The organism is Pseudomonas sp. B329, from assembly GCF_023127835.1.
GTDB lineage: Bacteria > Pseudomonadota > Gammaproteobacteria > Pseudomonadales > Pseudomonadaceae > Aquipseudomonas > Aquipseudomonas synxantha_A.
Genome location: NZ_SPKP01000052.1, coordinates 1 through 17,107, shown reverse-complemented (window position 1 = coordinate 17,107; position 17,107 = coordinate 1). Strand labels below are relative to the sequence as shown.

The following is a 17,107-nucleotide window of genomic DNA, read 5'->3' as shown; positions in this document are numbered from 1 at the left end:
AACAAGCTTCCTGGCGAGTGAGGTCCATTGTTAACTGACTTCACTGGCCGTCGTACGTTCAGGGCGAATGGGTGATGTCGGCAATATCTTCGGTGGAGAGTGCGCCAGTGTCGGACGTTTCCAAGACTACATAAGCGCTGCTGCAAAACAACGAGTTCAAGCGTTTCATGTCGGCGATCAGCTCCAGGTGCAGGGAGCTGGTTTCCAGGCTCTGTACGATTTTGCGCTGCAGGCGGCTGACATGGGCGTGAGCCAGGCGACGTTCCTGGGCGCGGAAGCGGCGCTTTTCACGCAGCAATTGGCGAGCGCTCTCCGGGTCGCCGCTGAGGAACACCGACAGACCCAGGCGCAGGTTGGCGATCAGCTGGCTGTGCAAACCGCTGAGTTCTTCCAGGCCCACTTCGGAAAATTGCCGCCGCTGCGAGGTTTTCTGCTGCTGGACCTTGCGCAACATGCGTTCGATCAAGTCACCTGCCAACTTCAAGTTGATCGACAGCTCGATGATCTCAGCCCAGCGGCGGTTGTCTTGTTCGCTCAGGTCTTCACGGGGCATTTGCGCCAGGTAGAGTTTGATCGCGCTATAGAGCGCCTCGACATCATCGCTGAGGCTGCGCATTTGCTGGGTGATTGCGGTTTGATTACCGCGCAGCACCTCCTGCATGGAGGTGAGCATATTGTCGATCAGGTCACCCAGGCGCAGGGTTTCGCGGGCGGCGTTGGCTAAGGCCAGGCTCGGCGTGGTGAGCGCGGCCAGGTCGAGGTGGCGTGGTTTGGCCTTGCCATTGGTTTCTTCGCGCTCGGGCAACAGCCAGGCGCACAGCCGCGCCATAGGGCCAATGGTGGGCAGCAGAATCAAGCAGCGCGTGACGTTATAGAGCAGGTGAAAGGTGATGACCATGCCTTGTGCGCTGTAATCCAGACCGTCCATCCAGCCCACGAGCGGGTCAAGCACAGGAATGATCAGCAACAGGCCGATCAGTTTGTACAACAGGCTGCCCAGGGCCACTTGGCGGCCGGCGGTGTTTTGCATGCTGGTGCTTAGAAATGCCAGCACACCGCTGCCGATATTGGCGCCGATCACCAGGCCGATGGCCACGTGCAAACCGATCACGCCGGCGCCGGCCAGGGTGGCCGTAAGCAGCACGGCGGCGAGGCTGGAGTAGGAAATCATTGCGAACAGCGCGCCGACCAAGGCGTCGAGCAAGATATCGCCGGTCAGCGAGGCGAAGATCACCTTGACGCCCTGGGCATGGGTGATGGGCCCGGCGGCCTCGACGATCAATTGCAGCGCAAGGATGATCAGCCCAAGGCCGATCCCCACCCGGCCCAACTGCCCTGCCCGCGTCTGTTTGCGCGACAGGAAGAAAATCACCCCAAGGAAGATCAGCAGCGGCGACAGCCAGGACAAGTCGAAGGTCAGCACCCGCGCCATCAGCGCGGTACCGACGTCGGCGCCAAGCATGGTGGCCAAGGCCGGTGTAAGGCTCATCAACCCCTGGCCGACAAAGGAAGTGACCAGCATCGCCGTGGCGTTGCTGCTTTGCACCATGGCGGTCACCAGGATCCCGGCGATAAAGGCCAGCCAGCGCTTGGACATGTTCTGCCCGATGACTTGGCGCAAGTTGGAGCCGTAGACCCGCAGGATGCCGGTACGGACGATGTGCGTGCCCCAGATAAGCAGGGTCACGGCGGAAAGCAGATTGAGCAGGGTCAGCATGCTCGGCCCCCCGTGTGGGTGCGCTCCAGGAGGAGCGAAGGAAAGTTACCGCGTGCCGTTCTACGTCTTGTACTTAAGCTGTAGTTGGCGAATGGGCTCTGCGCCAGCATCGCATAGCTAAAGTGGGGATTGAAACAAAACTGTCATGAAATCAGCTTTTTGGCAGACGAAAAAATGGGGCGCAAGCGCCCCATTTCAGCAGCGGGTCAGGTTTATTGACCCGGAATGTCTTTACGCAGTTTCACTGGATCCTGCTGCTTCTTCTTTTTCGCGATGGCGGTACGCATCTTGATGTTCACCGCTTCCACTGCCAGCGAGAACGCCATGGCGAAGTAGACATAGCCTTTTGGCACATGCACGTCGAAGGATTCGGCGATCAGCACGGTACCCACCACCAGCAGGAACGACAGCGCCAGCATTTTCAGCGACGGGTGCTTGTCGATGAACTCGCTGATGGTGCCGGCAGCCAGCATCATCACCAGTACGGCCACGACGATTGCAGCTACCATCACCGGCACATGGGAAACCATGCCGACGGCGGTGATCACCGAGTCCAGGGAGAACACGATGTCGATGATGGCGATCTGGATGATGGTGTAGATGAACTTGCCACCGGCGCCTTTGGGCTCGTCGTTGGTTTCGTCTTCCCCTTCCAGGGCGTGGTACATCTCCTGGGAGCTTTTCCACAGCAGGAACAGGCCACCGAAGAACAGGATCAGGTCACGGCCGGAAATGCCCTGGCCAAACACCACGAACAGGTCGGCGGTCAGTTGCATGACCCAGGTGATCGACAGCAGCAACAGGATGCGCGTGACCATGGCCAGTGCCAGGCCGAAGATCCGGGTACGCGCCTGCATATGCTTGGGCATGCGGCTGACCAGGATCGAAATCATGATGATGTTATCGATGCCCAGGACGATCTCGAGAGCCGTCAGGGTGAAGAAGGCAATCCAGATTTCCGGATTGGTCAGCCATTCCATGTGTATTCCTTTGAGCAAGTGTTAAACCGCGCAAGCTGTAGCGCCGCGCGGTGAGTCAGTACGATTATAGAGTGCTGAACAGCGGAAAAATCCCCATCAGCAATGCGGCGAACATTATGCACAGGCATACCAGCACTGCCCACTTCAAGGTGAAGCGTTGGTGGTCGCCGAACTCAATACCCGCCAGCGCCACCAGCAAGTAAGTCGAGGGTACCAGCGGGCTGAGCAGGTGCACGGGTTGCCCGACGATCGATGCACGGGCCATTTCTACCGCGGTGATGCCGTAGTGGCTGGCCGCTTCGGCCAATACTGGCAGTACGCCGTAATAGAACGCATCGTTGGACATGAAGAAGGTGAACGGCATGCTCACCAGCGCAGTGATCACTGCCAGGTACGGGCCCATGGCTTCCGGGATGACCGCCAGCAGGCTTTTTGACATGGCGTCGACCATGCCGGTGCCCGACAGGATGCCTGTGAAGATCCCGGCGGCGAAGATCAATCCGACGACCGCCAAGACGCTGCCGGCGTGGGCCGCAACGCGGTCTTTCTGCTGTTGCAGGCACGGGTAGTTGACGATCATCGCGATACTGAACGCCACCATGAACAGCACCGGCAGCGGCAACAGGCCGGCAATCAGGGTGCACATCAGGGCCAGGGTAAGGGCGCCGTTGAACCAGATCAGTTTCGGGCGGCGGGCGTCGGGGAATTGCGACACGCTGATTTCGCTGTGGTCGATCTCGTCGCCCTGCAGGTGCAGTTCACCCAGGCGTGCGCGCTCACGCTTGCCGTACATGTAGGCAATTACCAGGATCGCCACGACGCCAGCGGCCATGGCCGGAATCATCGGTACGAAGATGTCGGACGGATCAACATGCAACGCACTGGCCGCACGAGCCGTCGGGCCACCCCAGGGTGTCATGTTCATTACACCGCCGGCGAGAATGATCAGACCGGCCATGATCCGCGGGCTCATGCCTATGCGCTGGTACAGCGGCAGCATGGCGGCGACGCAGATCATGTAGGTGGTGGCGCCATCACCGTCCAGGGATACCACCAAAGCCAGCACGGCAGTGCCGACCGAGACTTTCAGCGGGTCGCCCTTGACCATCTTGAGGATCTTGCGCACGGCCGGGTCGAACAGGCCGGAGTCGATCATCAAGGCAAAGTAGAGGATGGCGAACATCAGCATCACGCCAGTTGGCGCGAGCTTGGTGATGCCTTCGAGCATCATTGGGCCGATCTTCGGCGCGAAACCGCCGAACAGTGCAAACAGGATGGGCACGATGATCAAGGCGATCAGCGCAGACAGGCGCTTGGTCATGATCAGGAACATGAACGTGATGACCATGGCAAAGCCAAGGAAAGTCAGCATAGGAATACTCCAGGCGTAGCGCGGCTAGGGAATGGCGAACCGGGTGAGGGTCAGCGCAGAACGAAAGGCACGAGGCGTACGGGTGGAGTGGGTGCGAACAGGCGGGTACGAGCGGACATCGGGAATCACCATTGTTGTTGTTTACAGCCGGTCTGTTGCCGGCAGTTGGGGCGATCCTAGACGGGTAAGCTTTCAGCCAGCTTTCGCTGGAGAAACTGGTGACACACGGTTTTAAGGCTCATGCAGATAAAAATATGGGAGGGGGCTTGCTCCCGATAGCTGGAGTTCAGTCAATATTTCCAGTGACTGATACACCGCTATCGGGAGCAAGCCCCCTCCCACAATTTGATTGTGTACCGCTATGTTTTTAGGGCAGTTCGAGGCCGCCGGCCGCTTTATGCAGCGCACGCAGATGCTCACCCAACTGCTTGAGGTTGGCCTCACAGGCCGCAATCTCGGCAGCGCGGGCCGGATCGAGCAGCGCCCTCACCTCTTTATCCAGCTCGCCGGTCAATGATTGCAACTGCTTCTGACGTTCGGCGCTCTCCGACTCCAGGCGCTTGGCTTCCGAAGGTTGCGGTAGGCCATAGCCGCCACTGTCGAGCAACTCGGCCGGGCGACTGAGAAAGCCACTGTTGGCGAGGATCTGTTGCAGCGTGTTGTTGGCTTTCTCCATGCCGCCATTTTTCAGCTCGCGGGCATTGAGATAGCGCTGTTTGACTTCGTCCTGAGCGAGCATCAGTTGCTTGCGATAGCTGGCTTGTTCAAGCAACAACAATGCAGCGCTGGTACGCAGGTCGGCCTGGCTGAACCACTGGCGGCGCGCTTGCGCATCCAGGGCCAGCCAGTCTTCGACCTGGGTCTGCTTGATCGGCAGGCGCTTGCGCAGTACATCGAACATCGCCTGGTAGCGTTCGCGGAATGAGTCGAAGTGGTACCCCAGGCGCAACGCCTCACGCTTGTCATTCAATACGCTGGTATCGGCCAGGCCACGTGCGCTGAGCACTTGCAGCAAACCGTTGGGGGTGATGTTGTCCAGGCCGGTCAGTTGCGGGTTGGCACTGCCACTGCGTAACAGTTTCAGGCTTTCAACCGCACAGTTGTTGGAGATAAAGAAATAGTTGCCGTCATAGCTCCAGTGCATTTCAGCCGCATGCTCGACGGTGTCGTTGATTTCCTGGCGGTTGAGCTTCAGCGGTACCGACGCCAGGCCTCGTAATTCGGTCTTGGTGTATTCATCGATGACCTGGGCCAGCGGCAATACGAACAATCGCGACGGGTACTTGCCCACCAGGCCATCCCAGCTCGACAGCTGTACGTCACCGACGAAGGCGCGGTAGGACAGCACCAGGTGGCGGTCCAGATCCAGCCGACAGTCAGGGCCACGCGGGCGACCTGGCGCGCAGATCACCAGCCGCAGCATGCTATGGCCCCAGCGGCTCACCAGATTCTGGTTGGCCTCGGCGAGCAGGTAGTCGATTTCATACACCCGCTCCGGGTCTATTTGCCCCAGTGGCGTCTTGGCGAAGTCATTGCCGGCGTTCAGGAACGGGTATGTCTTGGCACAGGGTTGCTGTTCGGGCGGCGCCCAGCCGAAATGTTCCTTGTAATAGCGGAACAGCGCGGGGCGTCGGCAGGCGTAGCTGGGGTCGAGGAGGAAGTACTCCATGTTGACCGCCACGAACTCCAACGGGCTGGTGGTTTCGTAGATGTCCGGGCTGCGCACCACCTGATTGTTATGCTGTTCACGCTCGCCGCGGCGGCCGACATATTGTGGCCAGCCGGCGAGGTCCAGCAGGCGGGGATCATCACTGAGAGTGAAGCGCCGGTCGTTCTGGCCACGGCATTGATCGGGCAGGCCGATCAAGCCGGTAATGTTGTTCTGGCGACTGCAACGCTGGATCAGTGCGCGCTCGTCTTTGGGCCACAGGCGTGCGCGGTCATAGATGTGGGTCAGTTCATGCAGCACCGTGGCGAGCAATTCCTTGCGCACTGTGCCGTGGGGGCGATTGGTTTTGAGGGTGGCGGCGCTGCCGTCGGTCAGGCTGGCGAGCAGGTTTTGATTAAGGTCCAGCTCGGACACCAGGGACGCCTGGCCATAGGCATTTTCAGGCATCTTGTCGGTCCAGCCGACATCAATCCTCCGATCCAATTGCTCGACAAAACGTGGCGGCAAGGCGCGCAGCGCTTCATCGAGCAATGCCTGGCTGGCCTGCTGTTCGGCCGGGCTCAAACCATCGGTTTTGAGCCGCAGTTGCAGGCTGGCCTGGGCTGTACTTGCACACAACAGCACAACCCCGGCCAGGAGCCAGGTTTTGATGCGCCTCACAGAGCGAGGATAGCTTCGGCGAGGGTCTGGTCGCTGGCATCACGGGCTTCTGGCACGCGGGTGCGAAGGGTATCGAACGCAGCTTCAAGCTGGGCACCACGGATCTCTCCATTCGTGGCTACGAAGCTGGCGGCGTCGTCGTGGGCTTCGCGCACGATTTTGGAGTCGCGGATGGACGTGGTGGTGTCTGAGGTGAAATCAATGGTGCGCGCCGACGCACGCACGATGATGTTGCTGGTGGCCTTCAAGGTTTGCGCCTGGGCGACATCGACCAAAAACAGCAGGCCGAGGGCGGCGACGATCAACGGGCTACGCATCGAGTGACTCCGAAATACAAAGATAACTATTGGACGAGAATTGCTTGCGCCAGTTCAAGGTCGCTCGCATGAAGTTTTGGCCGGCTGTGGCGCAGATAATCCAGCGCGGACTCCAGGCGTGCGCCCCGCCATTGGCCGTCAGTGGCAATGAAAGCGGCAGCATCATCCTGAGCGGCCATCACCAACTTGTTGTCGAACGGCGCAGAGGTCACCTTGCCGGTGGCATACACGCTGACAACGGTGCTCTGGGTGGACACATCCATGGCCAAAGCCAAGGGTGACCAGCAGGCGCAAAACAGTACGGGAACAATCAACAGGCGGTATGAAAAAGCCATGGGACTCGACAACTGAAAACGAGCGCCAAGGCTAGCGCAATGACCAGGCGAGGGCCAGCGCCGAGGCATTCGGGAGCGGCAGGCGCTCCCGTCTGTTGCCGCAGATCAGATCGCCAGGATTGCCTGTGCCAGCTGTGCATCGGTAGCGATGGCCAGTTGCGGCGCTTGCTGGCGGATGTGGGCCAGGGCGCTTTCCAGTTTCACGCCACGGATAGCGCCTTCGCTGGCGACGAAGCTGGCTGCGTCATCACGGGCGGCCTGTACGACCTTATTGTCGCGCAGGGAGGAGGTCGCATCGGAGGTGGCGTCGGAAGTGGCTTTCAGGGCACCAACGATCGAGTCGGTGGTCATGATGAAGCTGCTCGCGTTAGCGTTGGCGGCCAGGGTCAGCACAGCGGCGGTGCACAGCAGGCGAAGGCGGGACATGGGGTAACTCCTGTAGACGAAATAAGGTGGCGCGACGCGGCCACAGTGAGACGGACTGGGACTGTTGAGCATCAGACGCTCGCTCTACAGGGTTCGCCACGTGGTGAGTGGATATTAGGCTTGGACCGGTGCAACAGGAAGCCTGTAATTTAACTGTACTGGTTAATAATGATTTTATTAGAACTGTACCTGTAGATAGAAATCCTACCGATTCAATGCCCTTTCGCAGAAACAACAAAGCCCGCCTCCGGTTACCCGGGGCGGGCTTTGCTTTAACAAATCAGAGTGCTGGCGGTGGACCCGGTGGGTCAGGGCCAGCGGGCGCTGCTTAGCGCCAGAACGGCTTGCTCAGCTCTTCGTAGCGTTGAGCTTCGCTGATACCGGCGTCAGCCAGCAGACGCGAATCCAGGCGAGCCAATTGGTGGCGGCTGGAGATGCGGCGCTGCCACAACATCAGGTTGGCGAGAATGCGCAAAGGCAGGGAAGCGTTGGTGTTTACAGCTTTCTCTTCGAAGAACAGTTCGGAACTGAGTGTACGTTCCATGATGACATCCTTCCGCTTGTGGCGGGATTAGGTAGTGGTTTAACTGATGCCAATGATCCTCCTCCGGCGCAAGACTCTCTAGATACAGTTCACCTGTATTGTGATGGGGCAGTTAACTGTTTAATACGGCTGTACGGTACGGAAATGGGGCAACTGTACCTGTGCGCACCCAAAAGGTGCGAAATGGGTGTTTTCAAGATGAGTTGTGGGATATTTAAGTAGGAAATGAGCGGTACAGTAGTACAGTTTTTTGCATAGACAGTGGCTAGGCTGCCGAGCTGATGAAACTGTAGTTGCATCAGCTCGGATCTGTATTCATCAAGCCTTGAGCATATGCCCGGTTTCTTCCAGGTTGATGTGCCAACTCAGTGCCTGGCGCAGGATATGCGGCGTGTGCCCACCGATGGCGCAGGCGGCTTCGAAGTAAGTATTGAGCGCGTCGCGGTAGGCCGGATGCACACAGTTGTCGATGATCACCCGCGCACGCTCCCGCGGTGCCAGGCCGCGCAGATCGGCCAAGCCCACTTCGGTGACGAGGATGTCCACGTCATGTTCGGTGTGGTCCACATGGCTGACCATCGGCACCACGCTGGAAATCGCGCCCCCCTTGGCAATCGATTTGGTGACAAAGATTGCCAGGTGCGCGTTGCGCGCGAAGTCCCCGGAGCCGCCAATGCCATTCATCATCCGCGTGCCGCAGACGTGGGTGGAGTTGACGTTGCCGTAGATATCGAACTCCAGCGCGGTGTTGATACCGATGATGCCCAGGCGGCGCACCACTTCAGGATGGTTGGAGATTTCCTGTGGGCGCAGTACCAGCTTGTCTTTGTAGTGCTCCAGGTTGCCGAAAACGTCGGCATTGCGGCGCTCCGACAAGGTAATCGAGCTGCCGGATGCGAAGCTCAGCTTACCGGCGTCGATCAGGTCGAAGGTCGAATCCTGCAGCACTTCCGAGTACATCGTCAGATCTTCGAAGGGCGAATCGATCAAGCCACACATCACCGCGTTGGCAATGTTGCCGATCCCGGCTTGCAGCGGGCCGAGTTTGTTGGTCATGCGTCCGGCATCAACTTCCTGCTTGAGGAAGTTGATCAGGTGGTTGGCGATGCCTTGAGTGTCACCGTCAGGCGGCGTCACGGTTGAGGCAGAGTCGGCCTGGTTAGTGACCACGATAGCGACGATTTTCTCTGGCGGGATCGGAATCGCAGTGCTGCCAATGCGGTCGTCGACCTTCACCAGCGGGATAGGCGTGCGCGTCGGCCGGTAGGTCGGGATATAGATGTCATGCAGCCCTTCCAGGTTCGGATTGTGCGCGAGGTTGATCTCGACGATCACGTGCTTGGCAAAAATTGCGAAGCTGGCTGAGTTGCCTACGGACGTGGTGGGCACGATGTGCCCTTGTTCAGTGATGGCGACCGCTTCGATTACCGCAATGTCCGGCAACTTGAGCTGGTTGTTGCGCAGTTGCTCGACGGTTTCCGATAGGTGCTGGTCAATAAACATCACCTCGCCAGCATTGATCGCTTTGCGTAGCGTGCTGTCGACTTGAAACGGCATGCGTCGCGACAGTACGCCAGCTTCAGTCAGTTGCTTGTCCAGGTCGTTGCCCAGGCTGGCGCCGGTCATCAGGGTGATTTTGAGGGGCGAAGTCTTGGCGCGTTCGGCCAGGGCGTGGGGGACGGCCTTGGCTTCACCGGCGCGGGTGAAGCCGCTCATGCCGACGGTCATGCCGTCCTCGATCAGTGCAGCGGCGTCTGCCGCGCTCATGACCTTGTTCAACAACGAAGGCAAGCGGATACGATCACGGTACATGAATTGTTATCTCAGGCTACGGAAGCAAGGTGGGCAGTGTAGTGATTTCAAAAAGTTTCGGCCCGCTACCATGGTCGAATGCCAGGTGGCGATTTAGAGCCTTTGGTCGGGTTTCATCCGCTAATAAAAAACCCCAGCCTACGTGAGGCCAGGGTTTCGGGTATTGCGCTGGCGCAGTGTTATTCGACGGCTTTGACCATATCTTCGATGACCTTCTTGGCATCACCGAAGACCATCATGGTCTTGTCCAGGTAGAACAACTCGTTATCCAGGCCTGCATAGCCGCTGGCCATCGAGCGCTTGTTGACGATGATGGTCTTGGCCTTGAACGCCTCGAGGATCGGCATACCGGCAATCGGTGAGTTCGGATCGTTCTTGGCCGCCGGGTTGACCACATCGTTGGCGCCCAACACCAGCACCACGTCAGCCTGGCCGAACTCAGAGTTGATGTCTTCCATCTCGAACACCTGGTCGTAAGGCACTTCGGCCTCGGCCAGCAGCACGTTCATATGCCCAGGCATACGGCCCGCCACCGGGTGGATCGCGTACTTCACGGTGACGCCGCGATGGGTGAGCTTCTCGGTCAGCTCTTTAAGCGCGTGTTGTGCCCGTGCGACAGCCAAGCCATAGCCCGGCACGATGATGACCGTGTCGGCGTTGGTCAGCAGGAAGGTAGCGTCGTCGGCCGAGCCGGACTTCACCGGCCGAGCTTCTTTCGAGCCAGCTGCTGCACCGGCGTCTGGCGTATTGCCGAAACCGCCCAGCAGTACATTAAAGAAGGAGCGGTTCATCGCCTTGCACATGATGTAAGACAGGATCGCGCCGCTGGAGCCGACCAGGGAGCCGGCGATGATCAGCATCGAGTTGTTCAGCGAGAAACCAATGCCCGCCGCTGCCCAGCCGGAATAACTGTTGAGCATCGATACCACTACCGGCATGTCGGCGCCGCCGATCGGGATGATGATCAGCACGCCCAGCACGAAGGCCAGCGCCAGCATCAGCGCGAACGCAGTGAGGTTGCCGGTGAACATGAACGCCAGGCCCAGGCCCAGGGTTGCCAAGCCGAGCACAAGGTTCAGCTTGTGTTGCCCACCAAACTGTACCGGTGCGCCTTGGAACAGGCGGAACTTGTACTTACCCGACAGCTTGCCGAATGCGATCACCGAGCCGGAGAAGGTGATAGCACCGATGGCGGCACCGAGGAACAGCTCCAGGCGGTTACCGGCCGGGATCGAATCGCCCAGGTGTTTGACGATACCCAGGGATTGTGGCTCGACGACCGCTGCAATCGCGATAAACACCGCTGCCAGGCCGATCATGCTATGCATGAACGCCACCAGCTCCGGCATCTTGGTCATCTCTACGCGTTTGGCCATGATCGAGCCGGCCGTGCCGCCGACCAGCAGGCCGACGATGACGTAGCCGATACCGGCGGTAGCCAGCTCCGCGCCGAGCTTATAGATCAGGCCTACGGTGGTCAGCACCGCCAGTGCCATGCCGAGCATGCCGAACAAGTTGCCGCGTCGGGAGGTGGTGGGGTGCGACAGGCCTTTGAGGGCCTGGATGAAGCAGATCGACGCGATCAGGTAGAGCGTCGTCACCAGATTCATGCTCATTACTTCTGCACCTCTTCTTTCACAGCTTTGGGCGCTTTCTTCTTGAACATCTCAAGCATCCTACGCGTAACCAGGAAACCGCCGAACACGTTAACCGCAGCCAAAGCTACCGCCAGGGTGCCCATCGTCTTGCCCAACGGCGTCACGGTGAGGGCGGCGGCCAGCATGGCGCCCACGATCACGATCGCGGAAATCGCGTTTGTCACTGCCATTAATGGCGTATGCAGCGCGGGGGTAACGTTCCAGACCACGTGGTAACCGACATAAATCGCCAGCACAAAGATGATCAGGTTGTAGATACCGGGGGAGATAAGCTCTTCCATCGTCTGAATCCCTGTTTAGGCGTTTTTGCGGATGACTTGGCCGTCGCGGCACATCAGGCACGCGGCGACGATGTCGTCTTCGAGGTTGATTTCAAACTGCCCTTCCTTGGTGAAGACCAGCTTCAGGAAGTCCAGCAGGTTGCGCGCGTACAAGGCCGAGGCATCTGCGGCGACAGCGCCTGCCAGGTTGGTCGGGCCGCAGATGATCACGCCGTTTTCCACCACGACTTGGTCAGCGACGGTCAACGGGCAGTTGCCGCCCTGAGCTGCGGCAAGGTCGATGACCACCGAGCCGGGTTTCATCTGCGCGACGGTATCGGCGCTAAGCAGAGTAGGCGCCTTGCGGCCTGGGATCAGTGCGGTGGTGATGACGATGTCGGCCTGCTTCGCGCGTTCGTGCACGGCCAGGGCCTGGCGCTGCATCCAACTGGTGGGCATCGGGCGCGCGTAGCCGCCGACACCGACGGCGCATTCACGCTCTTCATCGGTTTCGTAGGGCACGTCGACGAACTTGGCGCCCAGGGATTCGATTTGCTCTTTTACTGCCGGACGGACGTCGGACGCTTCGATGACCGCGCCCAGGCGTTTTGCCGTGGCGATAGCTTGCAGGCCCGCCACACCGGCGCCGAGGATCAACACGCGCGCAGCTTTCACAGTGCCGGCGGCGGTCATCAGCATCGGCATGAAGCGCGGGTAGTGATGAGCGGCCAGCAACACAGCCTTGTAACCGGCGATATTGGCTTGCGAAGACAGCACGTCGAGGCTTTGGGCCCGTGAAGTGCGTGGCGCGGCTTCGAGGGCGAAGGCGGTGATGCCGCATTCGGCAAGCTTGGCGATGGTTTCGTTGCTGAACGGATTGAGCATGCCCACCAATACGGTGCCGCTTTTGATCAGCGCCAGTTCGCTGTCGCTGGGGGCAACCACCTTGAGGATCAGCTCGGCGCCGAACGCATCGCTGGCACTGCCAATGGTTGCGCCTGCCGTTTCATAAGCACTGTCGACGATGCTGGCGTTGATGCCTGCACCGCTTTGTACAGTGACCTTATGGCCCTGGCCGATCAGCTTCTTGATGGTTTCCGGGGTGGCAGCCACCCGCGTTTCACCGGTCTGGGTTTCGAGAGGAACACCAATGTGCACGTCAAATCTCCTGCATGATCTTTTTGCTTTTGATCTTTTTGTAAAAAGGCCAGTGCACCGCGAGTGGCGCAACTGGGGCGACCGATCAGCACGATCCCGCTGAAATGACAGCGGGGCGCGGCATTTTGCAGGCGAACTTTACGGCCTTCAAGAGATTATGACGGGTGACGAAAAATTAACTACAAGTCACCCTGTGACTGATTGTCGCAACCGCCTTGAATAACCTCTTTAAATACAAGTCTTTAAAGGCTCAAGGGCATTTACTCGATGTTTTCCAATCGCCGATGTGAATGGTCGCTTATAGGCTGGTATTAGTCGCTACAAGCCCTGTAGATCATGGCTTTGAGCCTTGTTTTTGCTCAACCGGTACAGACTGTCTAAATGCGACATATACGTATATCTGTAGGATTCAAATTAACCTGACTACAGGGTCAACAAGGCGGCTTTATCCTTTAAATGCCGGGGTTGTAGCGCTTTGATTGTTCAATCAGCCAGTCCTTGAATGCGTGTAGGGAGGCCGATTCGACTTTTTTATCGGGAATCATGAGGTAGTACGCCTTTTCGCTGCTTAGCGTTTCGGTGCTCGCAATCACCAGTCGCTGCTCCTTCAGCTCGCGCTGGATGAGGAAGGGAGGTATCAGTGCGATGCCCATGTCATGCATAGCCGCTTGGGACAACATCGAGAATAGCTCGTATCGAGGGCCTGTCATGTCGCGAGGCAGACTCAGCTGTTGCGCGTTGAACCACTGACGCCAGGCATAGGGGCGTGTTGTCTGCTGTAGCAGCGGTAATTCGGCGATCTCTTGAGGAGTTAAGTGCGCGCGGCCTCCAAGTAAGTGTGGACTGCACACCGGGACAGGGTTTTCTCCCATCAGCCGGTGTGACTCTGTGCCGGACCAATCGGCATCGCCGAAGTAGATCGCGGCGTCGAACGCGGTGTCGGCGAACAGGAACGGGCGTGTCCGATTGGTCAGATTCACGGTCACCTCCGGGTGCCGGTCCTGAAAGTCCTTGAGGCGTGGAATCAGCCATTGCGTGCCGAAGGTCGGTACCACCGCCAACTCGATGGCGTTGGTGCCCTGCTGACCCATGACCGAGAGGGTGTCGCGCTCTACGGCGTCCAGCTGTGTAGCAACTCTGCGGCTGTAAGAGAGGCCTGCCTCTGTCAGCTTCACCCCGCGACGCGAGCGGCGAAACAGTTCGACACTTAAAAACTCCTCAAGGCTGGCGATCTGTCGACAGATGGCGCCTTGGGTGATGGAAAGCTCCTGTGCCGCCTTGGTGAAGCTTTCGTGACGGGCTGCCGCTTCGAAGCTGATAAGCGCGGTGGTGCTAGGGATTTTTCTGCGCATGTACGTTGCCCTCACAGATAAGGCGCATTTATGGGCTTTTCGAGTGTTACGGAGTGAGAAATTAGCACAACCCTATGCAGAAACCTCGTTTGCCCTCTGCGCGTGGCCGGCCTAGTCTGAATCACGACTTCCGTTTTTATCCGCGAGGACTTATTCATGGCTGGCAAGGCAAGCTTCAACTGGATCGATCCACTGCTGCTGGATCAACAGCTCACCGAAGAGGAGCGCATGGTGCGTGACAGTGCCGAGCAGTTTGCTCAGGACAAGCTGGCCCCTCGCGTGCTCGAAGCCTTCCGTCATGAAAAGACTGATCCCGCTATCTTCCGTGAGATGGGAGAAACCGGTTTGCTGGGGGCGATGATTCCCGAGCAGTACGGTGGCAGCGGCTTGAACTACGTCAGCTACGGGCTGATTGCGCGTGAGGTGGAGCGTGTCGACTCCGGCTATCGTTCGATGATGAGTGTTCAGTCGTCACTGGTCATGGTGCCGATCAATGAGTTCGGCACCGAGGCGCAAAAACAAAAATACCTGCCGAAATTGGCGTCCGGCGAATGGATTGGCTGTTTCGGGCTCACCGAACCCAACCATGGTTCTGATCCGGGCGCGATGATTACCCGTGCGCGAAAGGTAGATGGCGGCTACAGCCTGACCGGCGCGAAGATGTGGATCACCAACAGCCCGATAGCCGACGTGTTTGTGGTGTGGGGCAAAGATGATGCAGGCGATATCCGTGGTTTCGTCCTGGAAAAAGGTTGGAAGGGCCTTAGCGCCCCGGCGATTCACGGCAAGGTCGGCTTGCGAGCGTCCATTACCGGCGAAATTGTCATGGATAACGTGTTTGTGCCGGACGAGAACATTTTTCCGGATGTGCGTGGCTTGAAGGGGCCTTTTACTTGCCTGAATTCGGCGCGCTACGGTATCTCCTGGGGGGCGTTGGGGGCTGCTGAGTTCTGCTGGCATACCGCGCGCCAGTACACCCTGGATCGTCAGCAGTTTGGTCGGCCATTGGCTGCAACGCAGTTGATCCAGAAGAAGCTGGCCGATATGCAGACCGAGATCACCTTGGCTCTGCAAGGTTGCCTGCGTCTGGGGCGGATGAAAGACGAGGGGACCGCAGCGGTCGAGATTACATCGATCATGAAGCGTAACTCGTGTGGCAAGTCCCTGGACATCGCCCGCATGGCCCGCGATATGTTGGGCGGCAACGGCATCTCCGACGAATTCGGGGTGGCGCGGCACCTGGTCAACCTCGAAGTGGTCAATACCTATGAGGGAACCCACGACGTGCATGCCTTGATTCTTGGGCGCGCACAGACCGGTCTTCAGGCGTTCTATTAATAGGAGCACGGACATGGGCGCGCTTTCCCACCTGCGGGTACTGGATTTATCGCGTGTACTGGCGGGCCCTTGGTCCGGGCAGATTCTTGCGGACCTTGGGGCCGAGGTGATCAAGGTCGAAAGGCCAGGCAGCGGTGATGACACGCGCGCCTGGGGGCCGCCCTTCCTCAAGGACGCATACGGCGAAAATACCAGTGAGGCGGCGTACTATCTGTCCGCCAACCGAAATAAAGAATCGGTGACCATCGACTTCACTAAGCCTGAAGGGCAGAAACTGGTGCGTGATCTGGCGGCCAAGTCAGACATCCTGATCGAGAACTTCAAAGTGGGTGGTCTGGCGGCTTATGGGCTGGATTACGAGTCGCTCAAGGAGATAAATCCTGAGTTGATCTACTGCTCGATCACGGGCTTTGGGCAGACGGGGCCTTATGCCGCGCGTGCCGGCTACGACTTCATGATTCAAGGGCTGGGTGGGTTGATGAGCCTGACCGGCCGGCCTGAAGGTGATGAGGGCGCAGGGCCGGTGAAAGTCGGTGTGGCATTGACCGATATTCTCACGGGACTCTATTCGACCGTCGCGATCCTGGCAGCGTTGGCTCACCGCGATCATGATGGCGGTGGGCAACATATCGATATGGCGCTGCTGGATGTGCAGGTGGCTTGCCTGGCTAATCAGGCGATGAATTACCTGACCACCGGAGTCTCGCCAAAACGCCTGGGCAATGCGCATCCGAACATCGTGCCGTATCAGGACTTTCCTACGGCTGATGGTGATTTCATCCTGACGGTGGGTAATGACGGCCAGTTCCGCAAGTTCGCTGAAGTTGCTGGGCAGCCGCAATGGGGGGATGACCCGCGTTTCGCCACTAACCAGGCGCGAGTGGCCAACCGTGCTGCGCTGATTCCGTTGATCCGCCAGGCGACTGTCTTCAAGACAACGGCTGAGTGGGTGTCGCAATTGGAGCGAGTGGGCGTGCCGTGTGGACCGATCAATGATCTGGCGCAAGTTTTCTCCGATCCTCAGGTCCAGGCGCGCGGCCTGGCGATGGAGCTTCCCCATGCGCTGGCGGGGATGGTGCCTCAGGTTGCCAGCCCGATACGCTTGTCCAAGACGCCAGTGGAATATCGAAATGCACCACCTCTCCTGGGGGAGCACACGCTTCAGGTGCTGCAGGGGATTTTGGGGTTAGGGGCAGCTAATGTGGCTGCGTTGAAGGAGGCGGGCATCGTCTGAATGATTCCTTCTATATAGAGGGCACTCATGGCGTTCCTATAAGTGGTGGTGGTTTTTTAATCAATTCTAACTAATTGATAGAAAAGCAGAATTAAGAGTTGACGGCAGATTCTGGAAGCCTATAATTCGCCCCACTTCCGGCGCAGTCGAAACGGAAAACTCCTTGGTAAACAATGAGTTACGCAGTTTTCGGCAGCAAGTTGCTTCAGTTTATCGAAGCCAGAAGGAAGTTGAAAAAGAGGTGTTGACAGCAGCGTGTAACGCTGTAGAATTCG

The 17,107-nt window shown here is 58.6% G+C and carries 15 protein-coding genes; 2 read left to right on the top strand and 13 right to left on the bottom strand.

Going from position 1 to position 17,107, the window contains the following annotated elements; all coding sequences use genetic code 11:
• Window positions 1–58: 58 nt before the first annotated feature.
• From E4P00_RS22045 to E4P00_RS21985, 13 genes are all read right to left on the bottom strand, one after another.
• Window positions 59–1,717 (bottom strand): Na/Pi cotransporter family protein, encoded by a 1,659-nt coding sequence (locus tag E4P00_RS22045; protein WP_005783487.1) that lies wholly within the window; start codon window positions 1,715–1,717, stop codon window positions 59–61.
• Window positions 1,718–1,929: 212 nt separating this feature from the next.
• Window positions 1,930–2,697: a TerC family protein gene (locus E4P00_RS22040; RefSeq protein WP_005783489.1), complete on the bottom strand. Its 768-nt coding sequence runs from the start codon at window positions 2,695–2,697 to the stop codon at window positions 1,930–1,932.
• Between the two features lie 64 nt (window positions 2,698–2,761).
• Complete coding sequence (locus E4P00_RS22035) at window positions 2,762–4,069, bottom strand: CitMHS family transporter (protein ID WP_003187405.1); 1,308 nt, start codon at window positions 4,067–4,069, stop codon at window positions 2,762–2,764.
• A gap of 367 nt (window positions 4,070–4,436) precedes the next feature.
• Window positions 4,437–6,398 (bottom strand): DUF4105 domain-containing protein, encoded by a 1,962-nt coding sequence (locus E4P00_RS22030; protein WP_248133079.1) that lies wholly within the window; start codon window positions 6,396–6,398, stop codon window positions 4,437–4,439.
• Window positions 6,395–6,715, bottom strand: coding sequence for a DUF2388 domain-containing protein (locus E4P00_RS22025; RefSeq protein ID WP_005783494.1), 321 nt, complete (start codon window positions 6,713–6,715; stop codon window positions 6,395–6,397). The genes E4P00_RS22030 and E4P00_RS22025 overlap by 4 nt, the downstream gene beginning before the upstream one ends.
• 26 nt (window positions 6,716–6,741) lie before the next feature.
• Window positions 6,742–7,050 (bottom strand): DUF2388 domain-containing protein, encoded by a 309-nt coding sequence (locus tag E4P00_RS22020; protein ID WP_032878533.1) that lies wholly within the window; start codon window positions 7,048–7,050, stop codon window positions 6,742–6,744.
• Window positions 7,051–7,155: 105 nt separating this feature from the next.
• Window positions 7,156–7,476 carry a DUF2388 domain-containing protein gene (locus E4P00_RS22015; RefSeq protein ID WP_032878532.1) on the bottom strand — a complete coding sequence of 107 codons (321 nt, stop codon included), beginning with the start codon at window positions 7,474–7,476 and terminating at the stop codon, window positions 7,156–7,158.
• Window positions 7,477–7,804: 328 nt separating this feature from the next.
• Window positions 7,805–8,020 (bottom strand): DUF1127 domain-containing protein, encoded by a 216-nt coding sequence (locus tag E4P00_RS22010; RefSeq protein WP_248133076.1) that lies wholly within the window; start codon window positions 8,018–8,020, stop codon window positions 7,805–7,807.
• Window positions 8,021–8,338: 318 nt separating this feature from the next.
• Window positions 8,339–9,832 (bottom strand): acetyl-CoA hydrolase/transferase family protein, encoded by a 1,494-nt coding sequence (locus E4P00_RS22005; protein WP_032878531.1) that lies wholly within the window; start codon window positions 9,830–9,832, stop codon window positions 8,339–8,341.
• A 179-nt stretch (window positions 9,833–10,011) separates the two neighbouring features.
• The gene (locus E4P00_RS22000; RefSeq protein WP_005783504.1) at window positions 10,012–11,448 is read right to left on the bottom strand and encodes an NAD(P)(+) transhydrogenase (Re/Si-specific) subunit beta; all 1,437 of its coding nucleotides are present in this window, start codon (window positions 11,446–11,448) and stop codon (window positions 10,012–10,014) included.
• Entirely contained in the window at window positions 11,448–11,771 is a 324-nt protein-coding gene (locus tag E4P00_RS21995; protein WP_005783507.1) for an NAD(P) transhydrogenase subunit alpha, read from the bottom strand. Before E4P00_RS21995 ends, E4P00_RS22000 begins: the two co-directional genes overlap by 1 nt.
• Window positions 11,772–11,786: 15 nt before the next feature.
• Complete coding sequence (locus E4P00_RS21990; protein ID WP_005783509.1) at window positions 11,787–12,908, bottom strand: Re/Si-specific NAD(P)(+) transhydrogenase subunit alpha; 1,122 nt, start codon at window positions 12,906–12,908, stop codon at window positions 11,787–11,789.
• Window positions 12,909–13,360: 452 nt separating this feature from the next.
• Complete coding sequence (locus E4P00_RS21985; protein ID WP_005783510.1) at window positions 13,361–14,260, bottom strand: LysR family transcriptional regulator; 900 nt, start codon at window positions 14,258–14,260, stop codon at window positions 13,361–13,363.
• A gap of 156 nt (window positions 14,261–14,416) precedes the next feature.
• Between E4P00_RS21985 and E4P00_RS21980 the strand changes: the two genes are divergently transcribed.
• Window positions 14,417–15,598 (top strand): acyl-CoA dehydrogenase, encoded by a 1,182-nt coding sequence (locus tag E4P00_RS21980; protein WP_005783512.1) that lies wholly within the window; start codon window positions 14,417–14,419, stop codon window positions 15,596–15,598.
• A 13-nt stretch (window positions 15,599–15,611) separates the two neighbouring features.
• Window positions 15,612–16,832: a CaiB/BaiF CoA-transferase family protein gene (locus E4P00_RS21975; protein ID WP_032878530.1), complete on the top strand. Its 1,221-nt coding sequence runs from the start codon at window positions 15,612–15,614 to the stop codon at window positions 16,830–16,832.
• The last annotated feature ends 275 nt before the right edge of the window (window positions 16,833–17,107 follow it).